This is a genomic window from Paenibacillus sp. FSL H8-0048 (assembly GCF_038002825.1).
Lineage (GTDB): Bacteria > Bacillota > Bacilli > Paenibacillales > Paenibacillaceae > Paenibacillus_AQ.
Window position 1 is genome coordinate 538,820 of record NZ_JBBODF010000001.1, and the last position, 21,337, is coordinate 560,156.

22 protein-coding genes are annotated in these 21,337 nt (G+C 51.8%); 13 read left to right on the forward strand and 9 right to left on the reverse strand.

What is annotated here, in order from left to right:
• Positions 1-59: 59 nt before the first annotated feature.
• Positions 60-1,847 (forward strand): cache domain-containing sensor histidine kinase, encoded by a 1,788-nt coding sequence (locus NSU18_RS02540; RefSeq protein ID WP_341148111.1) that lies wholly within the window; start codon positions 60-62, stop codon positions 1,845-1,847.
• Positions 1,844-3,046 carry a response regulator gene (locus tag NSU18_RS02545; RefSeq protein ID WP_341148112.1) on the forward strand — a complete coding sequence of 401 codons (1,203 nt, stop codon included), beginning with the start codon at positions 1,844-1,846 and terminating at the stop codon, positions 3,044-3,046. The genes NSU18_RS02540 and NSU18_RS02545 overlap by 4 nt, the downstream gene beginning before the upstream one ends.
• Here the strand turns inward: NSU18_RS02545 and NSU18_RS02550 are convergent.
• From NSU18_RS02550 to NSU18_RS02565, 4 genes are all read right to left on the reverse strand, one after another.
• A complete protein-coding gene (locus NSU18_RS02550; protein WP_341148113.1) occupies positions 3,024-3,620 on the reverse strand; it encodes a DUF2441 domain-containing protein in 597 nt (198 codons plus the stop codon). The two genes, NSU18_RS02545 and NSU18_RS02550, sit on opposite strands and share 23 nt — an antisense overlap.
• Before the next feature lie 284 nt (positions 3,621-3,904).
• On the reverse strand, positions 3,905-4,678 hold the full coding sequence (locus NSU18_RS02555) for a GNAT family N-acetyltransferase (RefSeq protein WP_341148114.1): 774 nt from the start codon (positions 4,676-4,678) through the stop codon (positions 3,905-3,907).
• Positions 4,675-5,490 (reverse strand): glutamate racemase, encoded by an 816-nt coding sequence (murI, locus tag NSU18_RS02560; RefSeq protein ID WP_341148115.1) that lies wholly within the window; start codon positions 5,488-5,490, stop codon positions 4,675-4,677. The genes NSU18_RS02555 and murI overlap by 4 nt, the downstream gene beginning before the upstream one ends.
• 194 nt (positions 5,491-5,684) lie before the next feature.
• Positions 5,685-5,855 carry a hypothetical protein gene (locus NSU18_RS02565; RefSeq protein WP_200869561.1) on the reverse strand — a complete coding sequence of 57 codons (171 nt, stop codon included), beginning with the start codon at positions 5,853-5,855 and terminating at the stop codon, positions 5,685-5,687.
• A gap of 93 nt (positions 5,856-5,948) precedes the next feature.
• Here NSU18_RS02565 and NSU18_RS02570 point away from each other — a divergent pair, with 93 nt between their 5' ends.
• Positions 5,949-6,479 carry a GrpB family protein gene (locus NSU18_RS02570; protein ID WP_341148116.1) on the forward strand — a complete coding sequence of 177 codons (531 nt, stop codon included), beginning with the start codon at positions 5,949-5,951 and terminating at the stop codon, positions 6,477-6,479.
• An 8-nt stretch (positions 6,480-6,487) separates the two neighbouring features.
• On the opposite strand, the gene NSU18_RS02575 is transcribed toward NSU18_RS02570, so the two are convergent.
• Positions 6,488-7,645 carry a C45 family peptidase gene (locus tag NSU18_RS02575; protein ID WP_341148117.1) on the reverse strand — a complete coding sequence of 386 codons (1,158 nt, stop codon included), beginning with the start codon at positions 7,643-7,645 and terminating at the stop codon, positions 6,488-6,490.
• Between the two features lie 642 nt (positions 7,646-8,287).
• Between NSU18_RS02575 and NSU18_RS02580 the strand changes: the two genes are divergently transcribed.
• The 5 genes from NSU18_RS02580 to NSU18_RS02600 all read left to right on the forward strand — a co-directional run bounded on the left by NSU18_RS02580 (position 8,288) and on the right by NSU18_RS02600 (position 13,648).
• Complete coding sequence (locus tag NSU18_RS02580) at positions 8,288-10,834, forward strand: diguanylate cyclase domain-containing protein (protein ID WP_341148118.1); 2,547 nt, start codon at positions 8,288-8,290, stop codon at positions 10,832-10,834.
• 155 nt (positions 10,835-10,989) lie between these two features.
• Positions 10,990-11,670, forward strand: a complete 681-nt coding sequence (locus NSU18_RS02585) for a succinylglutamate desuccinylase/aspartoacylase family protein (protein WP_341148119.1) — start codon at positions 10,990-10,992, stop codon at positions 11,668-11,670.
• 100 nt (positions 11,671-11,770) lie between these two features.
• Positions 11,771-12,151 carry a GntR family transcriptional regulator gene (locus tag NSU18_RS02590; protein WP_036695325.1) on the forward strand — a complete coding sequence of 127 codons (381 nt, stop codon included), beginning with the start codon at positions 11,771-11,773 and terminating at the stop codon, positions 12,149-12,151.
• A complete protein-coding gene (locus tag NSU18_RS02595; RefSeq protein ID WP_341148120.1) occupies positions 12,148-13,017 on the forward strand; it encodes an ABC transporter ATP-binding protein in 870 nt (289 codons plus the stop codon). Before NSU18_RS02590 ends, NSU18_RS02595 begins: the two co-directional genes overlap by 4 nt.
• Positions 13,010-13,648, forward strand: a complete 639-nt coding sequence (locus tag NSU18_RS02600) for an ABC-2 transporter permease (protein WP_341022158.1) — start codon at positions 13,010-13,012, stop codon at positions 13,646-13,648. The genes NSU18_RS02595 and NSU18_RS02600 overlap by 8 nt, the downstream gene beginning before the upstream one ends.
• 97 nt (positions 13,649-13,745) lie before the next feature.
• On the opposite strand, the gene NSU18_RS02605 is transcribed toward NSU18_RS02600, so the two are convergent.
• Positions 13,746-14,108: a ribosomal protein L7/L12 gene (locus NSU18_RS02605; RefSeq protein WP_341022157.1), complete on the reverse strand. Its 363-nt coding sequence runs from the start codon at positions 14,106-14,108 to the stop codon at positions 13,746-13,748.
• Between the two features lie 173 nt (positions 14,109-14,281).
• Between NSU18_RS02605 and NSU18_RS02610 the strand changes: the two genes are divergently transcribed.
• A complete protein-coding gene (locus tag NSU18_RS02610) occupies positions 14,282-15,235 on the forward strand; it encodes an NADP-dependent oxidoreductase (protein ID WP_341148121.1) in 954 nt (317 codons plus the stop codon).
• Here the strand turns inward: NSU18_RS02610 and NSU18_RS02615 are convergent.
• Positions 15,232-15,834 carry a TetR/AcrR family transcriptional regulator gene (locus NSU18_RS02615; protein WP_341148122.1) on the reverse strand — a complete coding sequence of 201 codons (603 nt, stop codon included), beginning with the start codon at positions 15,832-15,834 and terminating at the stop codon, positions 15,232-15,234. The two genes, NSU18_RS02610 and NSU18_RS02615, sit on opposite strands and share 4 nt — an antisense overlap.
• 153 nt (positions 15,835-15,987) lie before the next feature.
• Here NSU18_RS02615 and NSU18_RS02620 point away from each other — a divergent pair, with 153 nt between their 5' ends.
• Together NSU18_RS02620 and NSU18_RS02625 are read left to right on the forward strand one after the other, a co-directional pair.
• On the forward strand, positions 15,988-16,191 hold the full coding sequence (locus NSU18_RS02620; protein ID WP_341022152.1) for a hypothetical protein: 204 nt from the start codon (positions 15,988-15,990) through the stop codon (positions 16,189-16,191).
• A gap of 291 nt (positions 16,192-16,482) precedes the next feature.
• Positions 16,483-17,040: a GNAT family N-acetyltransferase gene (locus NSU18_RS02625; RefSeq protein WP_341022151.1), complete on the forward strand. Its 558-nt coding sequence runs from the start codon at positions 16,483-16,485 to the stop codon at positions 17,038-17,040.
• Positions 17,041-17,064: 24 nt separating this feature from the next.
• Here NSU18_RS02625 and NSU18_RS02630 read toward each other — a convergent pair whose 3' ends face one another.
• Positions 17,065-17,880, reverse strand: a complete 816-nt coding sequence (locus NSU18_RS02630; RefSeq protein ID WP_341148123.1) for a helix-turn-helix domain-containing protein — start codon at positions 17,878-17,880, stop codon at positions 17,065-17,067.
• A gap of 99 nt (positions 17,881-17,979) precedes the next feature.
• On the opposite strand from NSU18_RS02630, the gene NSU18_RS02635 reads away from it, so the two are divergent.
• Both NSU18_RS02635 and NSU18_RS02640 read left to right on the forward strand, forming a co-directional pair.
• Positions 17,980-19,761 carry a glycoside hydrolase family 2 protein gene (locus NSU18_RS02635; protein ID WP_341148124.1) on the forward strand — a complete coding sequence of 594 codons (1,782 nt, stop codon included), beginning with the start codon at positions 17,980-17,982 and terminating at the stop codon, positions 19,759-19,761.
• A 124-nt stretch (positions 19,762-19,885) separates the two neighbouring features.
• Complete coding sequence (locus NSU18_RS02640; RefSeq protein ID WP_341022148.1) at positions 19,886-20,359, forward strand: C40 family peptidase; 474 nt, start codon at positions 19,886-19,888, stop codon at positions 20,357-20,359.
• Positions 20,360-20,442: 83 nt separating this feature from the next.
• Here the strand turns inward: NSU18_RS02640 and NSU18_RS02645 are convergent, their stop codons facing one another.
• Positions 20,443-21,273, reverse strand: coding sequence for a MerR family transcriptional regulator (locus tag NSU18_RS02645; RefSeq protein ID WP_341148125.1), 831 nt, complete (start codon positions 21,271-21,273; stop codon positions 20,443-20,445).
• Positions 21,274-21,337: the final 64 nt, after the last annotated feature.

The following is a 21,337-nucleotide window of genomic DNA, read 5'->3' on the forward strand; positions in this document are numbered from 1 at the left end:
AAATGGTAAAGTTTTATAATAAGAAACGGCAGAACCGGGTGCGTAAAGGGGAGAGTCTTATGAAGCTCGGCTTTCATTCCATTCATCATCGGTTGTTCTTGCTGTTTCTTTTTTGCATGTCCAGTATTCTGCTTATTGTCAGCCTGCTGTACTATAACCGGACTACAGACCAATTGCATGAGAAGATCGGTGATTTGTCGCAAAAAAACGTTGCCCAGAGCGCAGGCTTATTCACGCTTCTCTATAAAGGGTATGACGCTTTGTCCAAATCGCTCAGCAATAACTTCGAGATGATCCGCTTGATTAATGAGAAGACGGACGGGCCGGCGGTGGCCTATATCAATGAGCAGACGGTGACGAACATCATCGGTTCGATTTTTTATTCGCGGGACGATCTGGTGGGTATCCATGTGATCACGGACCGCGGGAAGATCTATAACTATGGCAACTATATGAATGTGGTCGATCCGGATTACAGGCAGGAGGACTGGTACCGGCAATTGCAGGCTTCCTCGGGGAAAATGGTCTGGCTCGGAGTGTATCCGCACTCCCTGATCGACCAGGTGGAGGATAGCCCGGTCTTCGCCTTCGGGCGGCAGCTCTATGACCTGAATGAGCATAAGCCGATCGGCATCGTGCTGTATGAGACGGACCCGCAGCCGGTGCTGGATGCGCTGGAGAATCTGAAGCTGGGTACGCACAGCCAGGTCTACCTGATGTCCCCGGATGGACGGTTTGTCACCTCGGCCACCGATCCGCAGCCGGACGCTGCCCGTCTGCCTAAGCTCCCCGCTTCGGAGCAGGTGATGGTTCAGCAGGAGCGCGGGCAACTGGTTGTGGCGTCCAAGCTGTCTTTCTCGGGCTGGTGGGTGATGAGTATTACTCCGGACAAGGATTTGAACGTGGAGCTGGTGGAGCTGAAGCGTTATCTCTTGATCGTGATCTCGGCATTGATCCTGGTCTCTACGCTGATTGCGTCGATTGTATCGCAGACCATTTCTTCACCGCTGAAGAAGCTGATCCGCGAGATGCGGCAGGTGGAGGTGGGGAATTTCGGCGGCATGGTCAAGGTCTCTTCCTATCAGGAGATTAACATTCTGGTAGCTTCCTTCAACCGGATGGTCCGGCGGATCGAGGAGCTGATAGAGCGGGTCAAGCTGTCCACGGTCAGCGAAAAGAATGCGGAGCTGCATGCTCTGCAGTCCCAGGTGAACCCGCATTTTCTCTACAATACGCTGGATATGATCTACTGGATGCTGGATGAGGAGGGCAATGAACAGCTTGGGGAGCTGGTGCTCTCTCTGTCTTCGATGTTCCGTTACAGCAGCCAGTGGGAAGACGGGGCTGATGTAAGCCTAAGCGAGGAGCTGGAGCAGATCGGGCATTACCTGAAGATTATCTCGATCCGGCTGGAGGGCCGCCTCGTGATCGTGACCGATATCGATGAATGCTGGCTGAACATCAGGGTCCCGAAGATGACTGTGCAGCCGGTCATTGAGAATGCGGTCAAGCACGGATTGGAGCCGCTGGCGCGTCAGGGGATTCTCAAGGTCTACACCCGGCAGGAGGGCGATCATCTTGAGCTAATTGTAGAGGATAACGGGGATGGAATGAACGGGGAGCAGCTGGCAAGGCTACAGGAGTCGCTGAATGTGGATAGTCCAGATAGTGCGGGCGCCAGTGGCAGAGAAGGCGGCAAAAGCGGGATCGGACTCCAGAATCTGCACCGCCGCCTGCGGTTCATGTTCGGAGAGGGCTACGGTCTGCAGATTCAGAGCTTCCCCGGTGAGGGGACGCAGGTGGCTATCGTGCTGCCTATTCCAGTGGAGGGAGAGCTGCTGAAGTGAATATTCTTATCGCCGATGATGAACGGGCCATTCGTGAAGGCATCAAGCGTACGATCAAGCAGATTAGTGCAGATCATCAGGTATTCGTGGCCGGGCGGGCGGAGGAAGCGGTGAAGATTCTGGAGGAGCAGCATATCCATATCGTGCTGACCGATATTCTGATGCCGGGCATGAACGGGCTGGAATTCATGAAAATCTCAAAGCGCCGGTATCCGTACGTGAAATGGATTGTCATCTCTGCCCACAGCGAGTTCTCCTACGCCCAGGAAGCAGTCCGGCTGGGCGCGCGCGACTATCTGCTGAAGCCGATCGGCAAGCATAAGCTGACCGGACTGATCGACAGCCTGACGACCGAAATCCAGCAGGATAACCAAATCTCGCGGCAAGGCGAGCGGCTGAAGGCCAGTCTGCGGTTCCTGCGCGAGGGGGTGTTTCAGCGGCTGGCCTCGGGGCTTGATATCGGGAATCTGGACATTGACACGTTCATTGAAGATTATCATTCCTTCTATCTGGTCATGATTCAACTGGAGCCGGGGGATCAGAGCGCCCGTCTGGAGCATTTCATTGTGGAGAATGTTCTCTCTGAGCTGATCGAGCGGTATGGGCGGGGCTTCGTGGTCAGCTATGACCGCCAGCACCTGCTGGGCCTGATCTCACCGGGCGAGAGTGTGCGGATAGAGCAGTTCCAGGAGGAGGTGAAGACGCATCTGACGCATTATTTGAAAATCCCTTTTCAGATGATCCATTCCGGGCTGAGTTGTGACTTCCATACGGTGCCGCAGATCGTGAAGCGGATGCGTGAAGCTTCGGCCTTCCAGGGACCGCCGCTAGAACCCATGAAGGGGAGTGGAGAGAAGGCGATTGAAGTGGCGCTGCACTACATCAAGGAGCATTTCTACGAGGAGCTGTCGCTGGAGAGAATCGCTTCGGTGGTGTTCCTGAATCCGGCGTATTTCAGCCAGCTGTTCAAGCAGAAGACGGGGCAGGGGTATAAGGAATACGTCACCTCGCTGCGGCTGGAGCAGGCGAAGCTGCTGCTATTGAACCCGGGGCTGAAGCTGGCCGAGATCGCGGAGCGGGTAGGCTACCAGGACATGCGCCACTTTACCCAAATGTTCCGCAAGAAATACCAGCTGACCCCCACCGAATACCGCCAAGCGGAGAGCATCAGCATTCTTAGGAGCAGGGGTACTCTGTGAGAATGTCTGCTACTTCAATTCTTCCGTTAATCAACAGCTCTGGAAGCGCATTATTGATATTACCTTTCCAGTATTCTCTGGCTTGTTCGATTTTACGGGAGAATGGAGCCGCGTCTTCCATGGGCAACAGACTGCCGTCCCCTTCAAAAATGGCTCCAGTGACTTTAAGTCTCACGATCTGCAACACTTTCCGGTGATACGAATCGAATATGTTTTTCCACATCAGGGCGTCTTCATAGCTCTTCGCTGCGTATAAGCAAGACAAACGTGAAGGATACTCCGGATGTTCCTGTAGCCTAACCATTTCAACGATAACCTCCCGAACCGCTCTGATGGTCTGCTCCGCATACTTAACCGTAACATCTGCATCTTCTTTATCCAATTTCAAACCGTCCTCAGTATAATTGCCGTGCAGGATCTGCATAACGTCTTCACCTTTGGAATTCATCTGTTCTTGCTCGAAAAAGAAACGATACAAGGTGTTTTTCTGCTGGTTGTCAAAATTAATGATTTGATTCAGGGCCATCTTCTTCCGGGTTACAAGGTGGTAAACGTACCTTTCGCTTACTTGCATAGTCGGCCTCCTAGTAGAGCATCAGATTAAAAAGGATGGATAAGCTTGTTAAACCCTGTCAACCCAAAATCTAACGGACCGGAGAGATCTTATCCCCGCGAAAACGCCACTTTTTGCAGCTTAAGGGACTCAGGCGACCTTATAGTCTCTCTCTGAGACGTTTCGGAGCTGACGTGCCAAGGATAAGACCTGTGGAGTCCGTTACTCGCCCAATAGGCGACTTTCTTCCCAAATAAAAGCACCTCAGTCCGTTACGCTAAGCCAAACGCCCTTGAAGAACACCATCAATAATTAACCCAATGCTCCAGCGTGACAGCGCGGGTAAGTCCAATGGATTCGGCGAGGCGGATGGAGGGGAGATTGTTCTCCAGCACCTGATACCTGGGAATGTAGCCCCGCTTGAGGGTGTGGAAGACTGCTGTGCGGACTACGCGCTGTGCCAATCCTCGCTGTCTGGCAGCTTCTATGGTGCGTACGCCGCCAATCTCCCAGATTCGCTCCTCATTGCGGTACACCATACATGTACTGAGTGGCTTATCTCCTTCAAACAACGTCACAGCGAACGCCCCGTCTTCAAAATAATGCGTGATCTCCTCTAGCGAATAATCATTCGCCATCCACAGCGGCAGCAGCCGTTCATCGATAGCTTCACTGACCGTGCAGGCTTCATCTGCGCTGAACCTCTGGCCTTCGGCTGAAGAATAAGAGTAGAGACTGCGGACCCGCCGCAGCGTGAAATACGGTTCCAGTGCCTCCCGGTACGCATCCTCCTGAAGCTTGAAGACCAGGTTGGCGTCCTGCGGCAGCCGCTTGAGCAGGGCCGGGAAGACCTCAGGACTGCTGTAGTCCATCAGTACAACGGTGTCAGCCTCCGGGTAGGTCCGGTGATCATAGCCGAAGGTGGCCGCAGGCATAAGCAGCAGCACGCCCCACTCATCCAGCTGTTCAATCAGCACGCTGTCGATCTGAGCATGATACGCCGTCATCATTTTGAGCAGCGTCACATTCTTCAGCGGGTTCCGGCGTAATTTCTCCATTATGGCTGTATAGTGACTCAAGCGGGATCACTCCTTTTGCTCAGATTCATTGATTGTTCAATATCATTCAGACGCTTGAACAGACTATCGTATTGGGATAACAGTGCGGGATCATCTACCTGGACACCGGATCTGTAAAAAAGGATATCGCCCGTTCCCTCATTGATCCGGCCCCCCGCTTGAAGAATCTGCTTCAAATGTCTGGCGGTTCCGAGACTGCCTGAGATGAAGTCAACCGTATCAGGGAATATCTTCCGCAGGCTTTCCTCGAAGTAGGGGAAATGGGTGCATCCAAGAACCACTGTGCTGTACCGCTCAAGGTCCAAGTCTGCCAGCTCACTAGTCAGGTAGGGAATGATTCTCTCTTCGTCAAAATCAAAGCGCTCCGCAAATTCAACCAGCCCGGGCAGCGGCAGACTGTCTACAATCTCCCCGTGATCGATACGGTGCACCAAATCATGATACTTCTTCTCCTGCAGCGTTAAGCGGGTGGCGAGTACCAGCACCTTCTTCTGCTTGCCCTCCGATTGTTCAACCGCAGGCTTCACTGCCGGCTCAATCCCAAGGACCGGAAAGTCATACCGCTGCCTAAGTTCTTCAATCACAATGCTGGTGGCTGTGTTACACGCGACAACCAACGCTTTTATATGCTGACTGGCCATGAAATCCACCGCTTGCAGGATGTATTCCCTGACTTCGTCTTTCGTCTTCTCTCCATAGGGCACATGGTCGGTATCTGCATAGAAGAGGTAGTCCTCTTGCGGCAAGAGCTTAAGCGCCTGATGAAGCACGGTTAACCCGCCAATGCCGGAGTCAAAAAATCCAATTCGCATACGTCCACTCTTTTCTTGATGATTCTATTCCATAGATTATACTTGTAGGGTATCCATTACGGGATGGGCGTGACTCCAGAGATATTCTATTTCTATCATTAAGTTTATAGTATAACTGCTCTGCACAGCAAAAGACCAGGCTGTTCCCTCATGCAATGGGAGAAGCCTGGTCAGCGAGCATAGCAATGCGTTAATCAGCTCTCGTTCTTAGTAACGCCGTTCAGACTCGGCACGACATCTGCCGCTTTATCAGGAGTCACCATCTGGGGGATTTCGCTGATGCTGGCGTGATTCTGCTGATTGTTTTTTGAATCGGCGCGGTTATCTGCACGGTCATGCTTCGGGTCTGCACTATTCTTGGGCATACTGTTCACCTCCGTCCCTGCGGGTTAGTATGAGATAGCGGTTTGTATTTTATTCCAGTGTGCGGTATAGCTTATAGTCGAAGGAGGAGAAGGATGATGGCGGAGAAGACCAAGGTTGTTGAAGTGGTTCCTTATGATCCGGCCTGGAAGGCGGAGTACAGCAGAATTGAGGCGCGGATGCTGGAGATCGCCGGCGATCTGATTATCCGGTCAGAGCATGTGGGCAGCACCTCGATTGAAGGGCTGTGGGCCAAGCCTGTGATTGATATCGATCTGGTGATGGAGAGCTATGATGTGCTGCCGGAGATCGTCCGCAGACTGCAGGCGTCCGGTTATGAGCATCAGGGCAATCTGGGCATTGAGGGCAGGGAGGCCTTCAAGAGCAACCAGGATGACGGATTCATGAAATACCATCTGTATGTATGTCCCAAGGACGGCAAGGGTTACGTGGAGCATATTCTGTTCCGAGATTATCTGCGCAGCCATCCCGCTGCCCGGGAGGAATATCAGACGGTCAAGCAGCGGCTGGCTGAAGCGTACCGTTATGACATTGATGCTTACTGTGACGGGAAGACGGCGTTTGTGCAGTCTATTTTGAAGAAGGCTTCACAGCAACAAGAATGAGTGAGTGCTTAGCCGGGACGGGTCCAGAACCCCTCTGCGGACGGCTTGTCCGGCAGCACTGCCTCATATACACGTACTCCTGCCGGGTCATGGAATCCGAATGTTCTCCAGCCGTTCAGCTGCGGGGAACCGAAGCAGATATGCAGCTCGCGGGCTGTATTGTCACAGACCATGGACCATAAGGTGCCTAAGCCTTCGCTGTAATGGTGACAGCAGATTCCTTCGGGATATTCGCGTCCTGCGGCGGCTTTCATGGCTTCTACAGGATGTATAGCGGTGCTATCGTCCATAAGTGTTGTCCGCAGTGCGTCATATCTGGTCCAGGAGTTCTCCATGACTTGCTGATTATGTAGCTGCATAGTGTGCAGGATGTAATGGTTCGCCGAAAGTACAAGCTGGCTTGCGCTTAAGCTGTCGGCAGCCGGGTGATACTGGATCGCTTTCTCGGCACCAGCCGTCTCTACGAGGGCGATGTTCCCTTGGGCGTCAGAGATCAGGAAGTTTCTGTAATCTGCCATCGGTATGCTGCGAATGAGCTGGACCGCTTCTTCCGCAGAAGTACATTGATCCAGCAAGGCCCGGACTACGCCTGGAAAAACAAAGCCCTCCCCGGTCATCTCCGCCCGGACTCTCCCCGAGGTGGTGGTTACGGTAAGTCCTGCCTCATTCATCCCGTCATAACGCCCGAACAGCTGCAGCGCAAAGCCGGTATGCGCCAGTTTCCCCTTCACGCGGGCCAGGCTGAGCAACAGCTGATTATACGGCTCATCCTCCCAGCCAAAATCGTAATTACGCATATGACAGATCTGTCCGCTCTGAGCCGCACTTGCTCCGGTTCGGTAGGCTGCCTGTGTGCAGTGGCCCGCTGCCTGAAAGTAGGAATAATAGAATACGACCTGGGCGGCCGTTACTCCGGTCTCATCGGCGAAGCCCTGAATTTCTTCATTCAAGCCGGGGCAGTAACGCTCGAAGCTCTCCATGGCATTGTCCGCAGCATAAGATGTCAGCTGGGGGGCTCCCATGAAGGGGGAGGACAAGAAGGATAGCATGGCGGAGCTATTCTTATGATGGGCGCCCAAGGCGCGTCCGACCTCATAATGAGTGCCTTCGGTAACGAGATGTGTAAATTGTGCGGTCTTGCGCTGTAACAGGGGATTAGCATCCATGTGAATGTTCCTTCTTGTTCGTTATTCTCTGCGCAGAGTAGGTTCATTATATCGGGCGTATAGATCAGGCGGCAAAGCCCGCTGCGCCTCAAATCCCCTGATGCGCAGCCAAGTGGAGAAGCGCTGTTATGAATTAGTCACATTTTCACTGGAATAGAAGGAAATACTTGTATTATTGAGGTTTTTAAGGTAAATTATTGGTAAGACTTTCGGATTAAAGTTCTTCCGGAAGTGTAACCTAATACATGGTATATGCAAGCCAAAGAGGAGCATTTCCCCCAAATGCTCCTTTTTGCGTGGGCAGGCTATTAAGGTGCGAATGAAACGGTCTGAAGCACATAGCGGATGATAAAGAAGGCAATGATCATTATGGAGAAGGCGCTTAGCAGAATAGAAACCATATCTCTGCCTGAACGTTTGGTTCGCCGCATTATGGTCACCTCGGAGTATAGGAATGGATTAGCCGTCACAGGTTATGCGCTATCCATCCATATTATACATAATTATTCCAAGACTGTAATACAAGCCAAGACTGGCTGTGCAGACCAAACTTATGTTTGTTATTGCTGCCCAAAGTAAGATAGAATGTATCTACGCCTTAACAGCTTAGAAATCATTTACTTCAATGGAGGCTTTACACCTATGTCAGATTTTAATATAGAACATGAGAATCAACCGCTGAACCGGACCCTGCTGAACGAAGCAGGACTGGACCCCAAGGAACCCGTGGATCTTAATAACTGCGAGAAGGAGCCCATCCATATTCCCGGGCTTATTCAACCGCATGGCGTATTGCTGGCTGTAACTCAGGACACAGCCCATAGAATTGTCCAGGCCAGTCTGAACACGGATAAGTTACTGGGAACAACTGCCGAAGCCCTGTTAGGTACGCCAATGGCTGACCTGGTAGGCACGGAACAGCTGGAGATGCTGCGTATACGCAGCGTGAATGCGAAAGAAACTGCCGATTTGCAATATATTGTAATACAGATTGAAGTCGCGGGTGAGCCGCAGGACTTCTTCTGCATCATTCACGAAAGTGAAGGGTTAATGATCGTTGAACTGGAGCCTGCCTCTATCGATCAGAGCGACAGCACCAACGACTTCGACTGGATTCGCACGTTCTTCGGACGTCTGAAGCACAAAGAGAACCGGCTGGAAGCCAGCCAGGCCGCCGCAGAGCAGGTCAAGGAGATGCTGGGCTATGACCGGGTCATGATCTATGAGTTCGATGAACAGTGGAATGGCAAGGTGATAGCTGAAGCCCGGGAGGCGGGGCTGGAGCCGTTCCTTGGCCATCATTATCCCGCCTCCGACATTCCGAAGCAGGCGCGTGAGCTGTATCTGCGCAACTGGCTGCGGACGATCGTCGATGTGAACTATCTTCCGGTACCGATCACCCCGGTGCTGCAGCCGCTTACCGGTAAGCCCCTGAACCTCAGCTTGTCCATCCTCCGCAGCGTGTCTCCTCTTCATATCGAGTACTTGCAGAATATGGGAGTGGGGGCGACTACGACCATCTCCCTGATTAACAACAACAAGCTCTGGGGACTGATCACCTGTCACCACTATTCCCCCAAGTATGTCCCGCACCGTATCCGTAATTTGTCTAATTTCCTGGGTGCCTTCTTCTCCAGTGAACTGTACCAGCGTCAGCAGCTCGACAATTATCAGACGGAGCTTGAGCTGCGGACCAAGGCGATGAGAATTGTCGATATTTTCACAGGTAACGTCAGCTCTTCCCGGGTGATTGAGCAGCTCGGCGATGAAGAGCAGGCACTGCTTGGTATGATGGAGGCTTCAGGCGCAGCTGTGTGTTATCAGGACAAGCTGATGCTGTTCGGAGTAACGCCTTCTCAGGAGCAGGTACGGGAGCTTGCCGGCTGGCTGGCCGGGAAATCCAAGGATTACACCTACTGCACCTCCAGACTCAGTCTGGAATATGAATCGGCCAAAGCTTACAAGAACAAGGCCTCCGGTGCCATCTATCTCGCCTTGACTCCAGGACACCAGAATTACATGATCTGGTTCAGGCCTGAGGTGGTGGAGATTGTGGATTGGGCCGGAGATCCGGCGAAGGCTGTTATTCAGGAGAATGACGGATTGCGCTTGTCTCCCCGCAAGTCCTTTGAGAAATGGCGGCAGGTAGTTCAATCCACCTCACTCCCGTGGAGAGAGCAGCATCTTAACATTCTGCCTCAGCTCAAATCTATTCTGCGCGGGCAGACGGAGAACCAGCTGCGTCAGGCGGAAGAACAGGCCTTGCAGAATGCCCGCAGTCTGCGCCACAACGAACAGCGGTATTTGCAGCTGATGGATCTGTCCCCGGTAGCCTTCTTCATGATTACCGACGATGTGATTGCCTACAGCAATAACCGCGCTGTGGAGCTGATGGGTGAAGAGAAGGGCAAATCGTTGATTGGGCAGCCGTTCCTGAACAATGTGCAGGAGTCTTACCGGCCAGCCCTTAAGAAGCACTTCTCAGATCTGAGCCAGAATGTGACCCAGTTCGTATCCGATCAGGGCCAGTTCCTGAGCGGAGACGGGCAACCGCTGGAGGTAAGCCTCAGTCTGGCTTCAGTTATTCATGGCGGCAGACCGTCCATTATGGCGGTGCTTAACACCGCAACCGGTACAGAGGCGAAGAGCGAAGCCTATGCTGATGCAGCTAATCAAATGCAAAGCTATCTGACCACCGATTCCCTAACCGATCTGCCGAACCGTCAGGCGCTTGAGCATGAGCTGGATCAGCGCTGGGAGGATACGCTGAATACCCGGGAACCTTTGCTGCTGCTATCGATTGATATCGATGATTTCCATTCCTATAATGCAGTACACGGCTTGAAGGGCGGCGATCTCTGCATTCAGTCGGTAGCGGATGTGCTGAATATTATCAGCATTACGCACGGCACCTTCGTGGCCCGGTTCAGCGGGGCGAACTTCATCCTTACGATGGCGGGTGTGTCCGCTTCCCAGGCAGAGCAATTGGCCGAATCCGTCCGTCAAGGCGTCTCTGATCTGCAGATCCCCCGTGACCGGTTTGAAGAGGAAGGTGTGGTCACTGTAAGCATAGGCGGCCTGTTGAAGGTACCGGTTCCCTCTGACCGTCCGTCTGACTTCATTGCCAAGGCGGAGAAGGCTCTCTATGAGGCGAAGTCTGCCGGGAAGAACCAGGTCGTATTTTATTAAGTACTGTCGTGCATTCAGAGCAGAAGCCGGATGAGTCCATATTGGACTTGTCCGGCTTTTTGCTGTTCTATTCGTCCAATCCTCCGCAGGTAATCCGCATACATTACAGAGTAACATCCACATGATCCGCACCATCCAGAGCGAGGTGAACTACTGTGTCTGTAGAGAAGCACATGCTGGCGGCAGGAACGCCTTATGCCACACCTTATTATGTCATTAGCAGCGGTGTCCCCGGACCTGTATTCATGATCATTTCCGGTGTTCACGGCAATGAGCCGGCGAGCAGCCGCGCAGCACAGGGCATTGCGAGCAGGTTCAACCGGGGTGATCTGATGCTGCGCTCAGGGAAGCTGATTATCGTCCCGCTGGTGAACCAAATCGCACGGCGCAAGGGGATTCGCGGGAAGCCCGACCTGAACCGTACCTTCCCGCGCCAACAAGGCGCCCCTGCCCGTCATCCGTTGTCGGCAGCCGTATGGCAGCTTGCCTTGCGCTACCGCCCCTCATGGGTGCTGGATCTGCATGAGGCGAACGGGCTGTCCGAGCTGAATCCGAAGCGGGTCGGCCAGACTCTGATCATCAGCCCGGTCAGCCGGGCGCATGGACTGGCGAAGCAAATTGTGATGCGGATGAATCAGACCATCACGAATAGAGCTTACCGCTTCAACATACGGCATAGGGAGCGTGCTGGAACCTCCCGGATGGCCTTCCAGCGCCTGCTCGGTGCCCGGGCGGTGACCGTAGAGACCTGCTGGAGCCTGGATTATGCCTTAAGGGTAAGACTACAGAGCGAGATCGTCTACCACTTTCTGCGGTCTCAGGGAATGATCGGCTAATTAAGGGTATCACACTAAGGGATTGACACAACTGAATATAGTGTATATATTACATATATACACTAGTTACAAAAAACACAAAGGAAGCTGATGCTGCTGCATGAATATCGTGATATCAAGTACATCTGGCGAACCGATCTACGCCCAGATTGTGGGACAGGTCCGCCAGATGATTCTCCAAGGCGAGCTGGTCTCGGGGACGCCGCTGCCATCGATCCGCTTACTGGCGAAGGAGCTGCAGATTAGCGTCATTACCACGAAGCGGGCTTATGAGGAGCTGGAGCGGGAAGGACTGATCAACTCGATTGTCGGCAAGGGATCTTTTGTCTCCGGGGCCGATCAGGAATATATCCGGGAACAGCGGCTGCGGATGGTGGAGGGCAAGCTGAAGGAGATTATTGACGAGAGCAGGCAGCTGGGCATGGAATACGCTGAACTCGCGGAGATGCTGAAGCTGCTCTATGAGGAGGAACAGGAATGAGTAATGTAATTGAGCTGGACCATGTGACCAAGCGCTACGACCGTTTTGAGCTGCGGGATATTTCGCTGCCCATCAAGGAGGGCTACATTACCGGGCTGATCGGCCCGAATGGTGCAGGTAAGACCTCCATGATCAAGTTGATGATGGGGTTAATTTTCCCGGACCAAGGCAACATTCTGATGTTCGGCCAGAACAACCAGCAGGACCTGGCGGCTTTTAAAGCGCGTATCGGTTACGTCTCGGATGAGAATATCTATTATGAGCACTTGACCGTTAAGCAGATGAAGAGTATTATCGCCCCGTTCTATCCCGGGTGGAATAATGATACATATGTGAAGTTTCAGGAGCTGTTCAAGCTTCCGCCGGGTAAGAAGATCAAGGATCTGTCCAAGGGGATGAAGATCAAATTCTCCCTCGCTATCGCCCTGTCCCATGGTGCCGATCTGCTGATTATGGATGAGCCTACTTCGGGGCTTGATCCGATTTTTCGCCGGGAGATGCTGGAGCTGCTCAGTGAGCATATCCAGGATGAGAAGAAGTCGATTCTGTTCTCTACCCACAACACCACAGATCTGGACCGGATTGCCGACTATATTGTATTTATTAATGAGGGACGGATTGTATTCAATGAGATGAAGGAGAGTCTGAGCGAACGCTATCTGCTGGTCAAAGGCGGGAAAGAGCTGCTGGACCGGGATGTCCGGCGGTGGTTCGTGGGGCTGCGGGAGAACGGGCTGGGCTTCGAAGGGCTGATCAGCAACCGTGCGGAAGGGGAACGTTACTTCAGGGACACCGCAATCTGCGAGACACCTACACTGGAAGAGATTATGTACTATACGGTAAAAGGAAGTGAAGCACATGTATAACTCCATCGCTCTGATCCGTAAAGACTTCATGCTTACCCGGAAGTTTATCCTCCTGCTGATTCCCTATTATCTGATTATGGGTTATATGAACGCTGAAGCCTATACGGTGTTCTCGCTGTTTCCGGCTATGCTGCTGCTCATTAACTCCTGTACCATCGATATGCAGCATAACAATCAGAAGTTTCTGGTTACGCTCCCGGTCCCGAGACAGCGGCTGATTCAGGCTAAATATATGACGCTGATTCCATTCTCCTTGTTCAGCCTGACCTGTACGATTCTGCTGTATCTGGGTGCTTTTACGATGGGCAAGCTGGATGAACCGCTGCGCTGGAGAGAGCTGGGAATAGCTACTGCCGCGTTCCCTTTATTGGCCTCAATTTATCTGCCGCTGTATTACTGGCTGGGACAAAAAGGGATGCAGATCGTCAACTTCATCTTTATTATGGTGATCATGCTGAATTTCACGGCAATTACCAGCTTGTCTAAACGGTTTCCGGCACTTGCCGAATGGATTAGCACTGGCAGATTGGAGAATGTCTTGCTTGTTGCCATCAGTGTCCTGGCCTATCTCGTGATTATCTATGCTTCTTATTTAGTCTCTCTGCGGATTTATATGCACAAGGATATCTAGCTTCATTGACGGTATAAGCCACATGACAAGAATGACCTCAGCTTCCACACTCCCATGGCAGTCTGAGGTCATTTTTGATTATTCGTACATAATACACTTAGCGGAAGGTTCCGCCTCGCTCCAGGTCCTCTACGAAATCCTTGGCTTCCTTGAGGCCCAGATTCCGTGCTTCGCGCATGACCTTGATTGCCTGAATTTTCTTGCCTTCGGCCATTAACAGGCGGATTCTACGCTCCAGGTCCGGTGCCAGCTCCGGGTTCTGCACGAACAGGGGAGCCGGGATATCGGCAGTTCTGCCGCTCGCTGGGGATGAGTACGTTCCGCTGTAAGCATCTCTTTGCGCTAACCGGGACTCCAGCTCGTTCACACGCCTTTTCAAACTGAACACACTGAGCATAAGCAATAGCGCCAGCACCAGAGCCAGAATGGCGATGAGATCAATCGTATCCATATGTTCCATAGGCTTTGCTCCTTCCCTAATAATTTACTACCCGTAAGAAGGAAGAATGAACACTTCAGACCTGATTGTTGATTGTATCCGCTTGGGCGGGAGCCTAGAATGAGTTACAGGAACGGTACACCTATTGCTTCAACGGTACGCGGATTCCCAAACCATCTATAGGAGTGATCGCAATGAACGAAGCTACACATATGAAGGCGATTCGGATACATCAGTTTGGAGGGATAGAAGAGCTAAGGTATGAGGATGCGCCGATTCCTTCTCCCGCAGCGGACGAGATTCTGATTAAGGTGGCAGGAACTGCGTTCAATGCAGCAGATGTCAAAATCCGCAAGGGCTATCTGCAAGCCGTTTTCCCGCATGAATTCCCATACATTCCTAACATTGAGGTGTCGGGTACAGTGGAGGCAGCGGGAGCAGAGGTGACAGACTTTCAGCCGGGGGACAGAGTCTATGCTGCGCTTGATATGTCCCGGGACGGCGCTGCCGCAGAGTATGTAGTCACCAAAACACAGTATGCTGCGCTGGCGCCCGCTTCTCTGGAGTTGTCCGATGCAGCTGTGCTGCCGATAGGAGTCTTAACCGCATGGCAGGGGTTATTCGATCATGGTAACCTGCCGCAGGGCGGGCGTGTGCTGATTGCCGGAGCCGCCGGCGGGGTAGGCAGCTATGCTGTGCAATTCGCCAAGCAGCATAGGGCGTATGTCATAGGGACTTCCTCTGCGGCCAGTATGCCAAAGCTTCGGGAGCTGGGGATTGACGAGATGATTGATTACACCAAGGAGAGCGTCACGGATAAGCTGAAGGACAAGGTGGATCTGATCCTCAATCTGTCCCCTGAGAGTACAGAGGTACTTAATAGCTGGCTGCCGCTGCTAAAAGAGGGAGGAGCGCTGATCTCGGCGGTGAATCCTGCGGACGAAGCGCTGGCAGCACAGCTTGGCGTTAAGGCACATCAGCTGTTCGCACGAGAGGATCGTACGCTGCTGACACAGGTTGCAGAGCTGGTGGATGCGGGCAAGCTGAAGCTCTGGATTACGGAGCGTCTGCCGCTAGCTGAGCTGGCTGCCTCCCATGCCATGAGCGAGGCCGGTAAGATCCGTGGTAAGGTATTGATTACAATTTAAGGCTTCGCGATTAGAGTCGTCTGCATGAATAAGATCTCATTATAGATCACCGCCAGCTCCTCCGGAGTATAAGGCATCCCGCTGTGCAGCCATTCTTCCGTAATTCCGAGAAAAATAGACGCGGAATGCGCAGCGAGATACTCCGGAGGAACCGCCGGGTGGCCTTCAAATACGCCATTCATCTCCAGCTTCCGGTAGAAGCTGCGCTTGATAACCTCCTTGAATTGCCCCGGAAATGCCGCATCCCCTTTAGCCCCGAGAAATAAGCGGATTCGCCCGCCGTGCTGCTGCAGATACTCAAGGATATGCACCAGGGGCGGATAGGGCAAGCCCTTCAGATAATGCCCGGACATCTCTTCACGTACGATTTTGACAACCATCACCTGCTCCAGACCTGTCAGTATTTCACGCTGCAGCTGCTCCAGCAGATCGTATTTATCCGTAAAATGCAGATAGAACGTTCCCCTGTTAATATGTGTCCTAAGCGCCAGCTGGCGGACGCTCACCTTGTGAAATCCATCCTGCTCCATAAGCTGGAGGAAGTTATCCTCGATTAAAGCCCGGGTTCCCGCTGACATCATCTCATGTATTTCACCCATATTGTGTTCGCCTCTTCCGTTAACTGCTGAAACTCTATCTTTTAAAAATAGGATATTTCCGCCCAAAATTCAAATGCTAGCTACACTATACCCATTCCGCTTACCAAAAATGAGAGTAAATGGTGTATAATTATGAAAAGGGAGGTGATTCTGATGACTGAATTCCCTACTGGCGGTGGACACCCTGGCCCTTCTATCTATTCAAATGACCCCGGCGGGCACAAAGCCAATCATGACGTCAATGAACAGAAGCTTCATCGTGAAGGGCCTTTGGGATTCTGGCGGCAGATCTCTGATCTGTTGATTGCGGTGGGTGTTATTGCTTTGGTTATTGTTGTGATCATGTGGATTTCTTAGTTAAATAAAAAGCACATAAGATTATAACTTGAAGCATGGTCGTCGCTGCGGTGAACATTTGGCCCTCCGGCCGCTGTTGTATTTGGATTTCCTGACTAGAACCGCTTTTCGCGGTAGAAATCCAAATACAGCTTATGCTTACGATGCGAGCTTTCCTTCGGAAAGCTTTCAGGCGGACGCTATCGCTCCTACAGTTCCAAATTTCCCCTCCACTTCTTTTGCTTTTTTGTTAACTTCTTAATAGCATCTTAACATAACAACTCCAAATGAATTGATAGGGAGAGAAGTTAAATGATATATCACCGGGCTGAGCGGGTGATTGAGACTGAACGGTTACTGCTGCGCTTATTCAAGCCAGCGGATGCAACAGATGTCAGCTATCATTGTAACAATTACAATATATACAAGAGTACTTTGACCCTTCCGTACCCGTATCCGCTGGAGTGTGCGGTGGACTGGATCGTGAATCATGAACAGAACTTTGACCAGGACAAGATGTATGACTTCGCAATCACAGACAAGGCAGACGGCCGGTTATATGGAGCGGTTGGGTTATCCAATCATCCGTCCCATCATAACGGTGAAATCGGGTATTGGATCGGCGAAGCCCATTGGGGGCACGGTTACGGAACCGAGGCGGCCCGGGCGGTTATTGAATTTGCTTTTACCGAGAAGAAGTATCATAAGGTCTATGCCCGGCATTTCGCCTCCAATCCGGCCTCAGGCAGAATTATGCTGAAATGCGGAATGACCTGTGAAGGTACACTGAAAGATCAAGTACATAAGATTGATACCTACGAGGATTTGGTGTATTACGGAATCATAAATCCCGCTCACCTAAACCAATAACCCCGAGCCGCTCTTCCTTCGCGATCAATTCTTCCCTCTATATTCACTCGGCGTCTGGCCGGTGAACTTCTTGAACTGCCGCATGAAATGGACATCGTTCTCATAGCCGCAACCCGCAGAGATCTGGCTGACGGTATAAGTGGTGTTCTTCAGTAAATAGGAGGCATGGTCCACACGATTAAGGATGATGTCGCTGACGGCCGGGATACCGAAGATTTGCTTATAGATTTGCTGAAAATAGGACGGGCTCATGTTCATCCGCTCCGCCAGCTGTTCGACAGAATACCAGGTGGAGGGGGAGCTGAGCACCTCATTTCTCAGATGCAGGAACGAATCGTAGTATTTGCTGACCGGCTGGCTGGCCTCCACATGCTGCCGCATATCGCTAAGCTTCATGAACAGGCAGCGGACAATGGAGTCGATAATCTCCTGGCGGAAGCTGCCGTTCTGCAGATTCTCCCAGTGCAGCTCATTTACTTTTCTGGTGATATAGAGCGGGTCATGGGCCTTCATTAAGGTGTCCAGCGGCAGCTTCAAGCGCTCAAACCAAGCATCTGCCTCCTCCAGCTCAAAATGGAACCAGTCATGCACCAGCGGCAGCTCAGCGTCTCTGTAGAAGTAATGGCTGTTTCTGTTATAGATAATGAAAGTATTCGGTTCAGCATACACGCTCCGCGCCTGTTGCCTCAGCTCCATTTTGCTCCGAAAGAATACGAAGACATAATCGCCGGAGCCTTCCGGGCGGTCAATCGTCATGCCCTCTGAATGAATAACATTTGAACCGCATCGTTTCAGGGTGAACATAATGATTCCCGCCTTTTTAGAGAATAGATCAGTCAATAGATAGGATAAATCATTTTCTTTCAAGGGACAAGGGAGTACTCTGTGATAGTGAATATGGAGAATACTTCAGTAACGAGAGAGAGGGCTACAACTAATATGACTAGAACAGCAGCGACGAAATTCTATACCCCGGGCTACCCGAGACCCCAATTTGTGCGCAGCCAGTGGCTGGATCTGAACGGAGCATGGGACTTTAGCTTCGATGATGACCATGCAGGCGTTGCGGCGCGCTGGATGGATCATTTTCCGGCCACACATACCATTAATGTTCCGTTCTCCTACGAGACAGCAGCCAGCGGCATCGGTGAGGAGACTTTCCACCCACGAATTTGGTACCGCAAGCAGCTCGTCCTGTCCCCGGCAGTAGAAGAGAAGCAGATGGTGCTGCATTTTGAAGGCGTGGACTATAGGGCGGTCTGCTGGGTGAACGGCGGCTACGCCGGGGAGCATGAGGGGGCGTATGCGCGGTTCTCCTTCGATATTACCGATCTGCTCAGGCAGGATGGCTTGAACGAGATTGTGCTGATGGTGACCGACAGCGACAACTGTCTCCAGCCCCGGGGCAAGCAGCGCTGGGCGGGCCGGAACCATGATTCATTCTATGTGCAGACCACTGGCATCTGGAAAAGCGTCTGGCTGGAGCATGTCCACGCTACCCGGCTGGATTCCGTGAAAATGACACCCGACATTAACCGCCAAATGCTCCGGCTGGATTATCGTGTACACGGCCTAAGCGAAGCCCGGAACCTCCGGCTGGAAACCGAAATTACGTTTCAAGGAGAGCGGGTCAATAAGCTTAGCCTGCCGGTGGACAGATCAAGCATGACTGTGGAGGTCAGCATGATGGGCGGCATTAACGGGCCTTGGCTGCAGAACCTGTGGTCACCGGGGAATCCAAATCTTTTTGACATCGAATTCGTGCTGTATGCGGGTGAACAGGAGCTTGACCGGGTTGGCTCTTATGTCGGTATGCGCAATATCTCAATCAAGGGCAGCCAGATCCTGCTGAATAATATCCCCCTGTACCAAAGACTGATCCTGGACCAGGGCTACTGGACCGGTACTCATCTGACCCCGCCGTCGGAAGAAGCACTGATTCAAGATATTGAGGCGGTTATGGAGATGGGCTGGAGCGGTGTGCGCAAGCATATGAAGGTGGAGGATGCCCGGTTCCTGTACTGGTGCGATGTCAAAGGGCTATTGGTCTGGTCGGAGATGGCGGCTGCCTATGAATATAACGACGAGGCGCTGGAGCGGTTCACCCGGGAGTGGCTGGAAATCGTGCAGCAGCAGTATAATCATCCGTGTATTATCACCTGGGTGCCTTTTAACGAATCGTGGGGGGTACAAAATATTCTTCATGACGTCCGGCAGCAGACCTTCACGGAAGGGATCTATTATTTGACCAAATCTATCGATCCCTATCGCCCGGTGATTACGAATGACGGCTGGGAGCATACCGTGTCCGACATTCTGACGCTGCATGATTATGTCGAGCGGGGAGAAGCATTATATGAAACTTACAAGGATAAAGACTCTATTACCGGCAGCAGCGGCACGTATAACGAATGGAAGTTTGCTTTTGCAGAAGGGTACAGCTATAAGGGGCAGCCGATCATCATCAGCGAATATGGGGGGATTGCCTTCCAGAGCGAGCATGGCTGGGGGTATGGCCATCAGGTGGATAGAGAGGAGGCTTTTCTGGAGCGGTTCAGCAGCTTAACCCGGGCGATTCAGGCCATTCCATTCATCTCAGGGTACTGCTATACACAGGTTACAGACGTTCAGGATGAGGTCAACGGGTTAATGACGGCGGAGCGCGTGCCGAAGGTGCCACTGGAACGGATACGGGAGATTAACCTGCGCCCGGGGATGTAAACTCTTTCAAAAAACATAGAAGGGGTTGACGAACGGAGAATATTACACTATCATTCATAATAGTTACAAAAAATTAATATCTGTCAGGCAGCATTAGCCGGCAAGAAAGGAGACTGAGTTCTTTTTGAAGAAAGGAATCGTGTGGCTACTGAGTATTGTAATACTGCTATCGTTTGGATCTGAAAGAGCATCTGCGGATGACAGCTCCAGGCTTGACCAAGAGGTTAATGAGGTTATGGGAACTCCTTATAAATGGGGGGGCACCAAGGTATCTGAAGGGTTTGACTGTTCCGGATTTTTAATATACATATTTGGCAAGTTCAACTTAGATCTTCCGAGAACATCCAAGTCGCAGGCTAGTGCAGGCGAATATGTAGCCAAGTCCGATTTACGTCCTGGAGATCTTGTCTTTTTCGAAACCGGGGGCAACGGCATCTCGCATGCAGGCATCTATGTGGGCGACAACAAATTTGCACATTCCTCCAGCAATAAGGGCGTTACGATCACCAGCCTGTCCTCAGGTTACTATAAAGAACGTTATGTTACCGCCAGAAGAACCATTTCTGAGAGCACGTATCAGAAGATGACTGGCAATTAATCCGATCACTAATCCTTATATTATAAACAAACGGCGACGTTGCCCTGGATCTACCGGGGCGGGTCGCCGTTTTTAATAGGGGTTCACAACTTTCCAGGCTCCTCGATATGCACCATCACCCGCACCAGATAGTCCTCCGGATGCTTCATAACGATCTCATCCAGCAGGAATTCCTCGTAAGCATCTCCCTTAACGACATAATGATTCTTCTCAATATAGTCAAAAATCCGCGGATAAATCTTCTCGGTATCCTCATAATCAGCCCGGGTGTAAGACACAAGATAGTAGCCTTCCGGCATATATTCTTGTTCGTAATGCTGTGTAGTAATGAAGCAGAACATATAGGAGATCATATCCCCGTCCCGCCGCAGCAGGTCCTCCTTACCGATAATGGCTCCGCCCGGATATCCGGCCGGTGCATTCTCCTTGTGCAGACGCTCCTGAAAATCATCCCACAGCTCCTCGTTTAATTCCCGCCTGGAATCATGAATGCGGCAGCTGCGCAGGATCGGCTTCCGTTCTTGGTGGACAACAACCATCCGGCTGGTGTCCACATTCAGAGAGTGCTCGATATTCTCCGCGCGCTGGAGCATCATCTCCTTGGCCAGGGTGAGCTTTGCGATCTGCTGCTGAACTGCCTTTTCCTGCTTTCGAAGAAGCTCCAGGGTGCTTAGAGGAGAACGGTGCTCCATATACGCCCGGATATCCTCCAGCGACATGCCCAGCTCCTTGAAAATATAGATCACGCCAATCGTATCGAACTGGCTACGGATGTAATACCGGTAGCCGTTGTCAGCAACGAAGGCGGGCTTGAATAAGCCGATCTGATCATAGAAAATGAGCGTTTTGCGCGGAACTCGGGACAGCTTGGAAAAAGCGCTAATGGACATCAAATCATTCTTAAGCTTAGCCATCTTAATCTCCTTCGAAAGAACGGGTTGACTGTATAGTTACTATACAGTTTATAATAACCTCTGT

Coding starts and splice junctions, on each gene's coding strand:
- NSU18_RS02540 (WP_341148111.1), top strand. CDS start 60: ATGAAGCTCGGCTTTCATTCCATTCATCATCGGTTGTTCTTGCTGTTT.
- NSU18_RS02550 (WP_341148113.1), bottom strand. CDS start 3,620: ATGCAAGTAAGCGAAAGGTACGTTTACCACCTTGTAACCCGGAAGAAG.
- murI (WP_341148115.1), bottom strand. CDS start 5,490: ATGCGAATTGGATTTTTTGACTCCGGCATTGGCGGGTTAACCGTGCTT.
- NSU18_RS02565 (WP_200869561.1), bottom strand. CDS start 5,855: ATGCCCAAGAATAGTGCAGACCCGAAGCATGACCGTGCAGATAACCGC.
- NSU18_RS02570 (WP_341148116.1), top strand. CDS start 5,949: ATGATGGCGGAGAAGACCAAGGTTGTTGAAGTGGTTCCTTATGATCCG.
- NSU18_RS02575 (WP_341148117.1), bottom strand. CDS start 7,645: ATGGATGCTAATCCCCTGTTACAGCGCAAGACCGCACAATTTACACAT.
- NSU18_RS02580 (WP_341148118.1), top strand. CDS start 8,288: ATGTCAGATTTTAATATAGAACATGAGAATCAACCGCTGAACCGGACC.
- NSU18_RS02590 (WP_036695325.1), top strand. CDS start 11,771: ATGAATATCGTGATATCAAGTACATCTGGCGAACCGATCTACGCCCAG.
- NSU18_RS02595 (WP_341148120.1), top strand. CDS start 12,148: ATGAGTAATGTAATTGAGCTGGACCATGTGACCAAGCGCTACGACCGT.
- NSU18_RS02600 (WP_341022158.1), top strand. CDS start 13,010: ATGTATAACTCCATCGCTCTGATCCGTAAAGACTTCATGCTTACCCGG.
- NSU18_RS02605 (WP_341022157.1), bottom strand. CDS start 14,108: ATGGAACATATGGATACGATTGATCTCATCGCCATTCTGGCTCTGGTG.
- NSU18_RS02610 (WP_341148121.1), top strand. CDS start 14,282: ATGAACGAAGCTACACATATGAAGGCGATTCGGATACATCAGTTTGGA.
- NSU18_RS02615 (WP_341148122.1), bottom strand. CDS start 15,834: ATGGGTGAAATACATGAGATGATGTCAGCGGGAACCCGGGCTTTAATC.
- NSU18_RS02620 (WP_341022152.1), top strand. CDS start 15,988: ATGACTGAATTCCCTACTGGCGGTGGACACCCTGGCCCTTCTATCTAT.
- NSU18_RS02625 (WP_341022151.1), top strand. CDS start 16,483: ATGATATATCACCGGGCTGAGCGGGTGATTGAGACTGAACGGTTACTG.
- NSU18_RS02635 (WP_341148124.1), top strand. CDS start 17,980: ATGACTAGAACAGCAGCGACGAAATTCTATACCCCGGGCTACCCGAGA.
- NSU18_RS02645 (WP_341148125.1), bottom strand. CDS start 21,273: ATGGCTAAGCTTAAGAATGATTTGATGTCCATTAGCGCTTTTTCCAAG.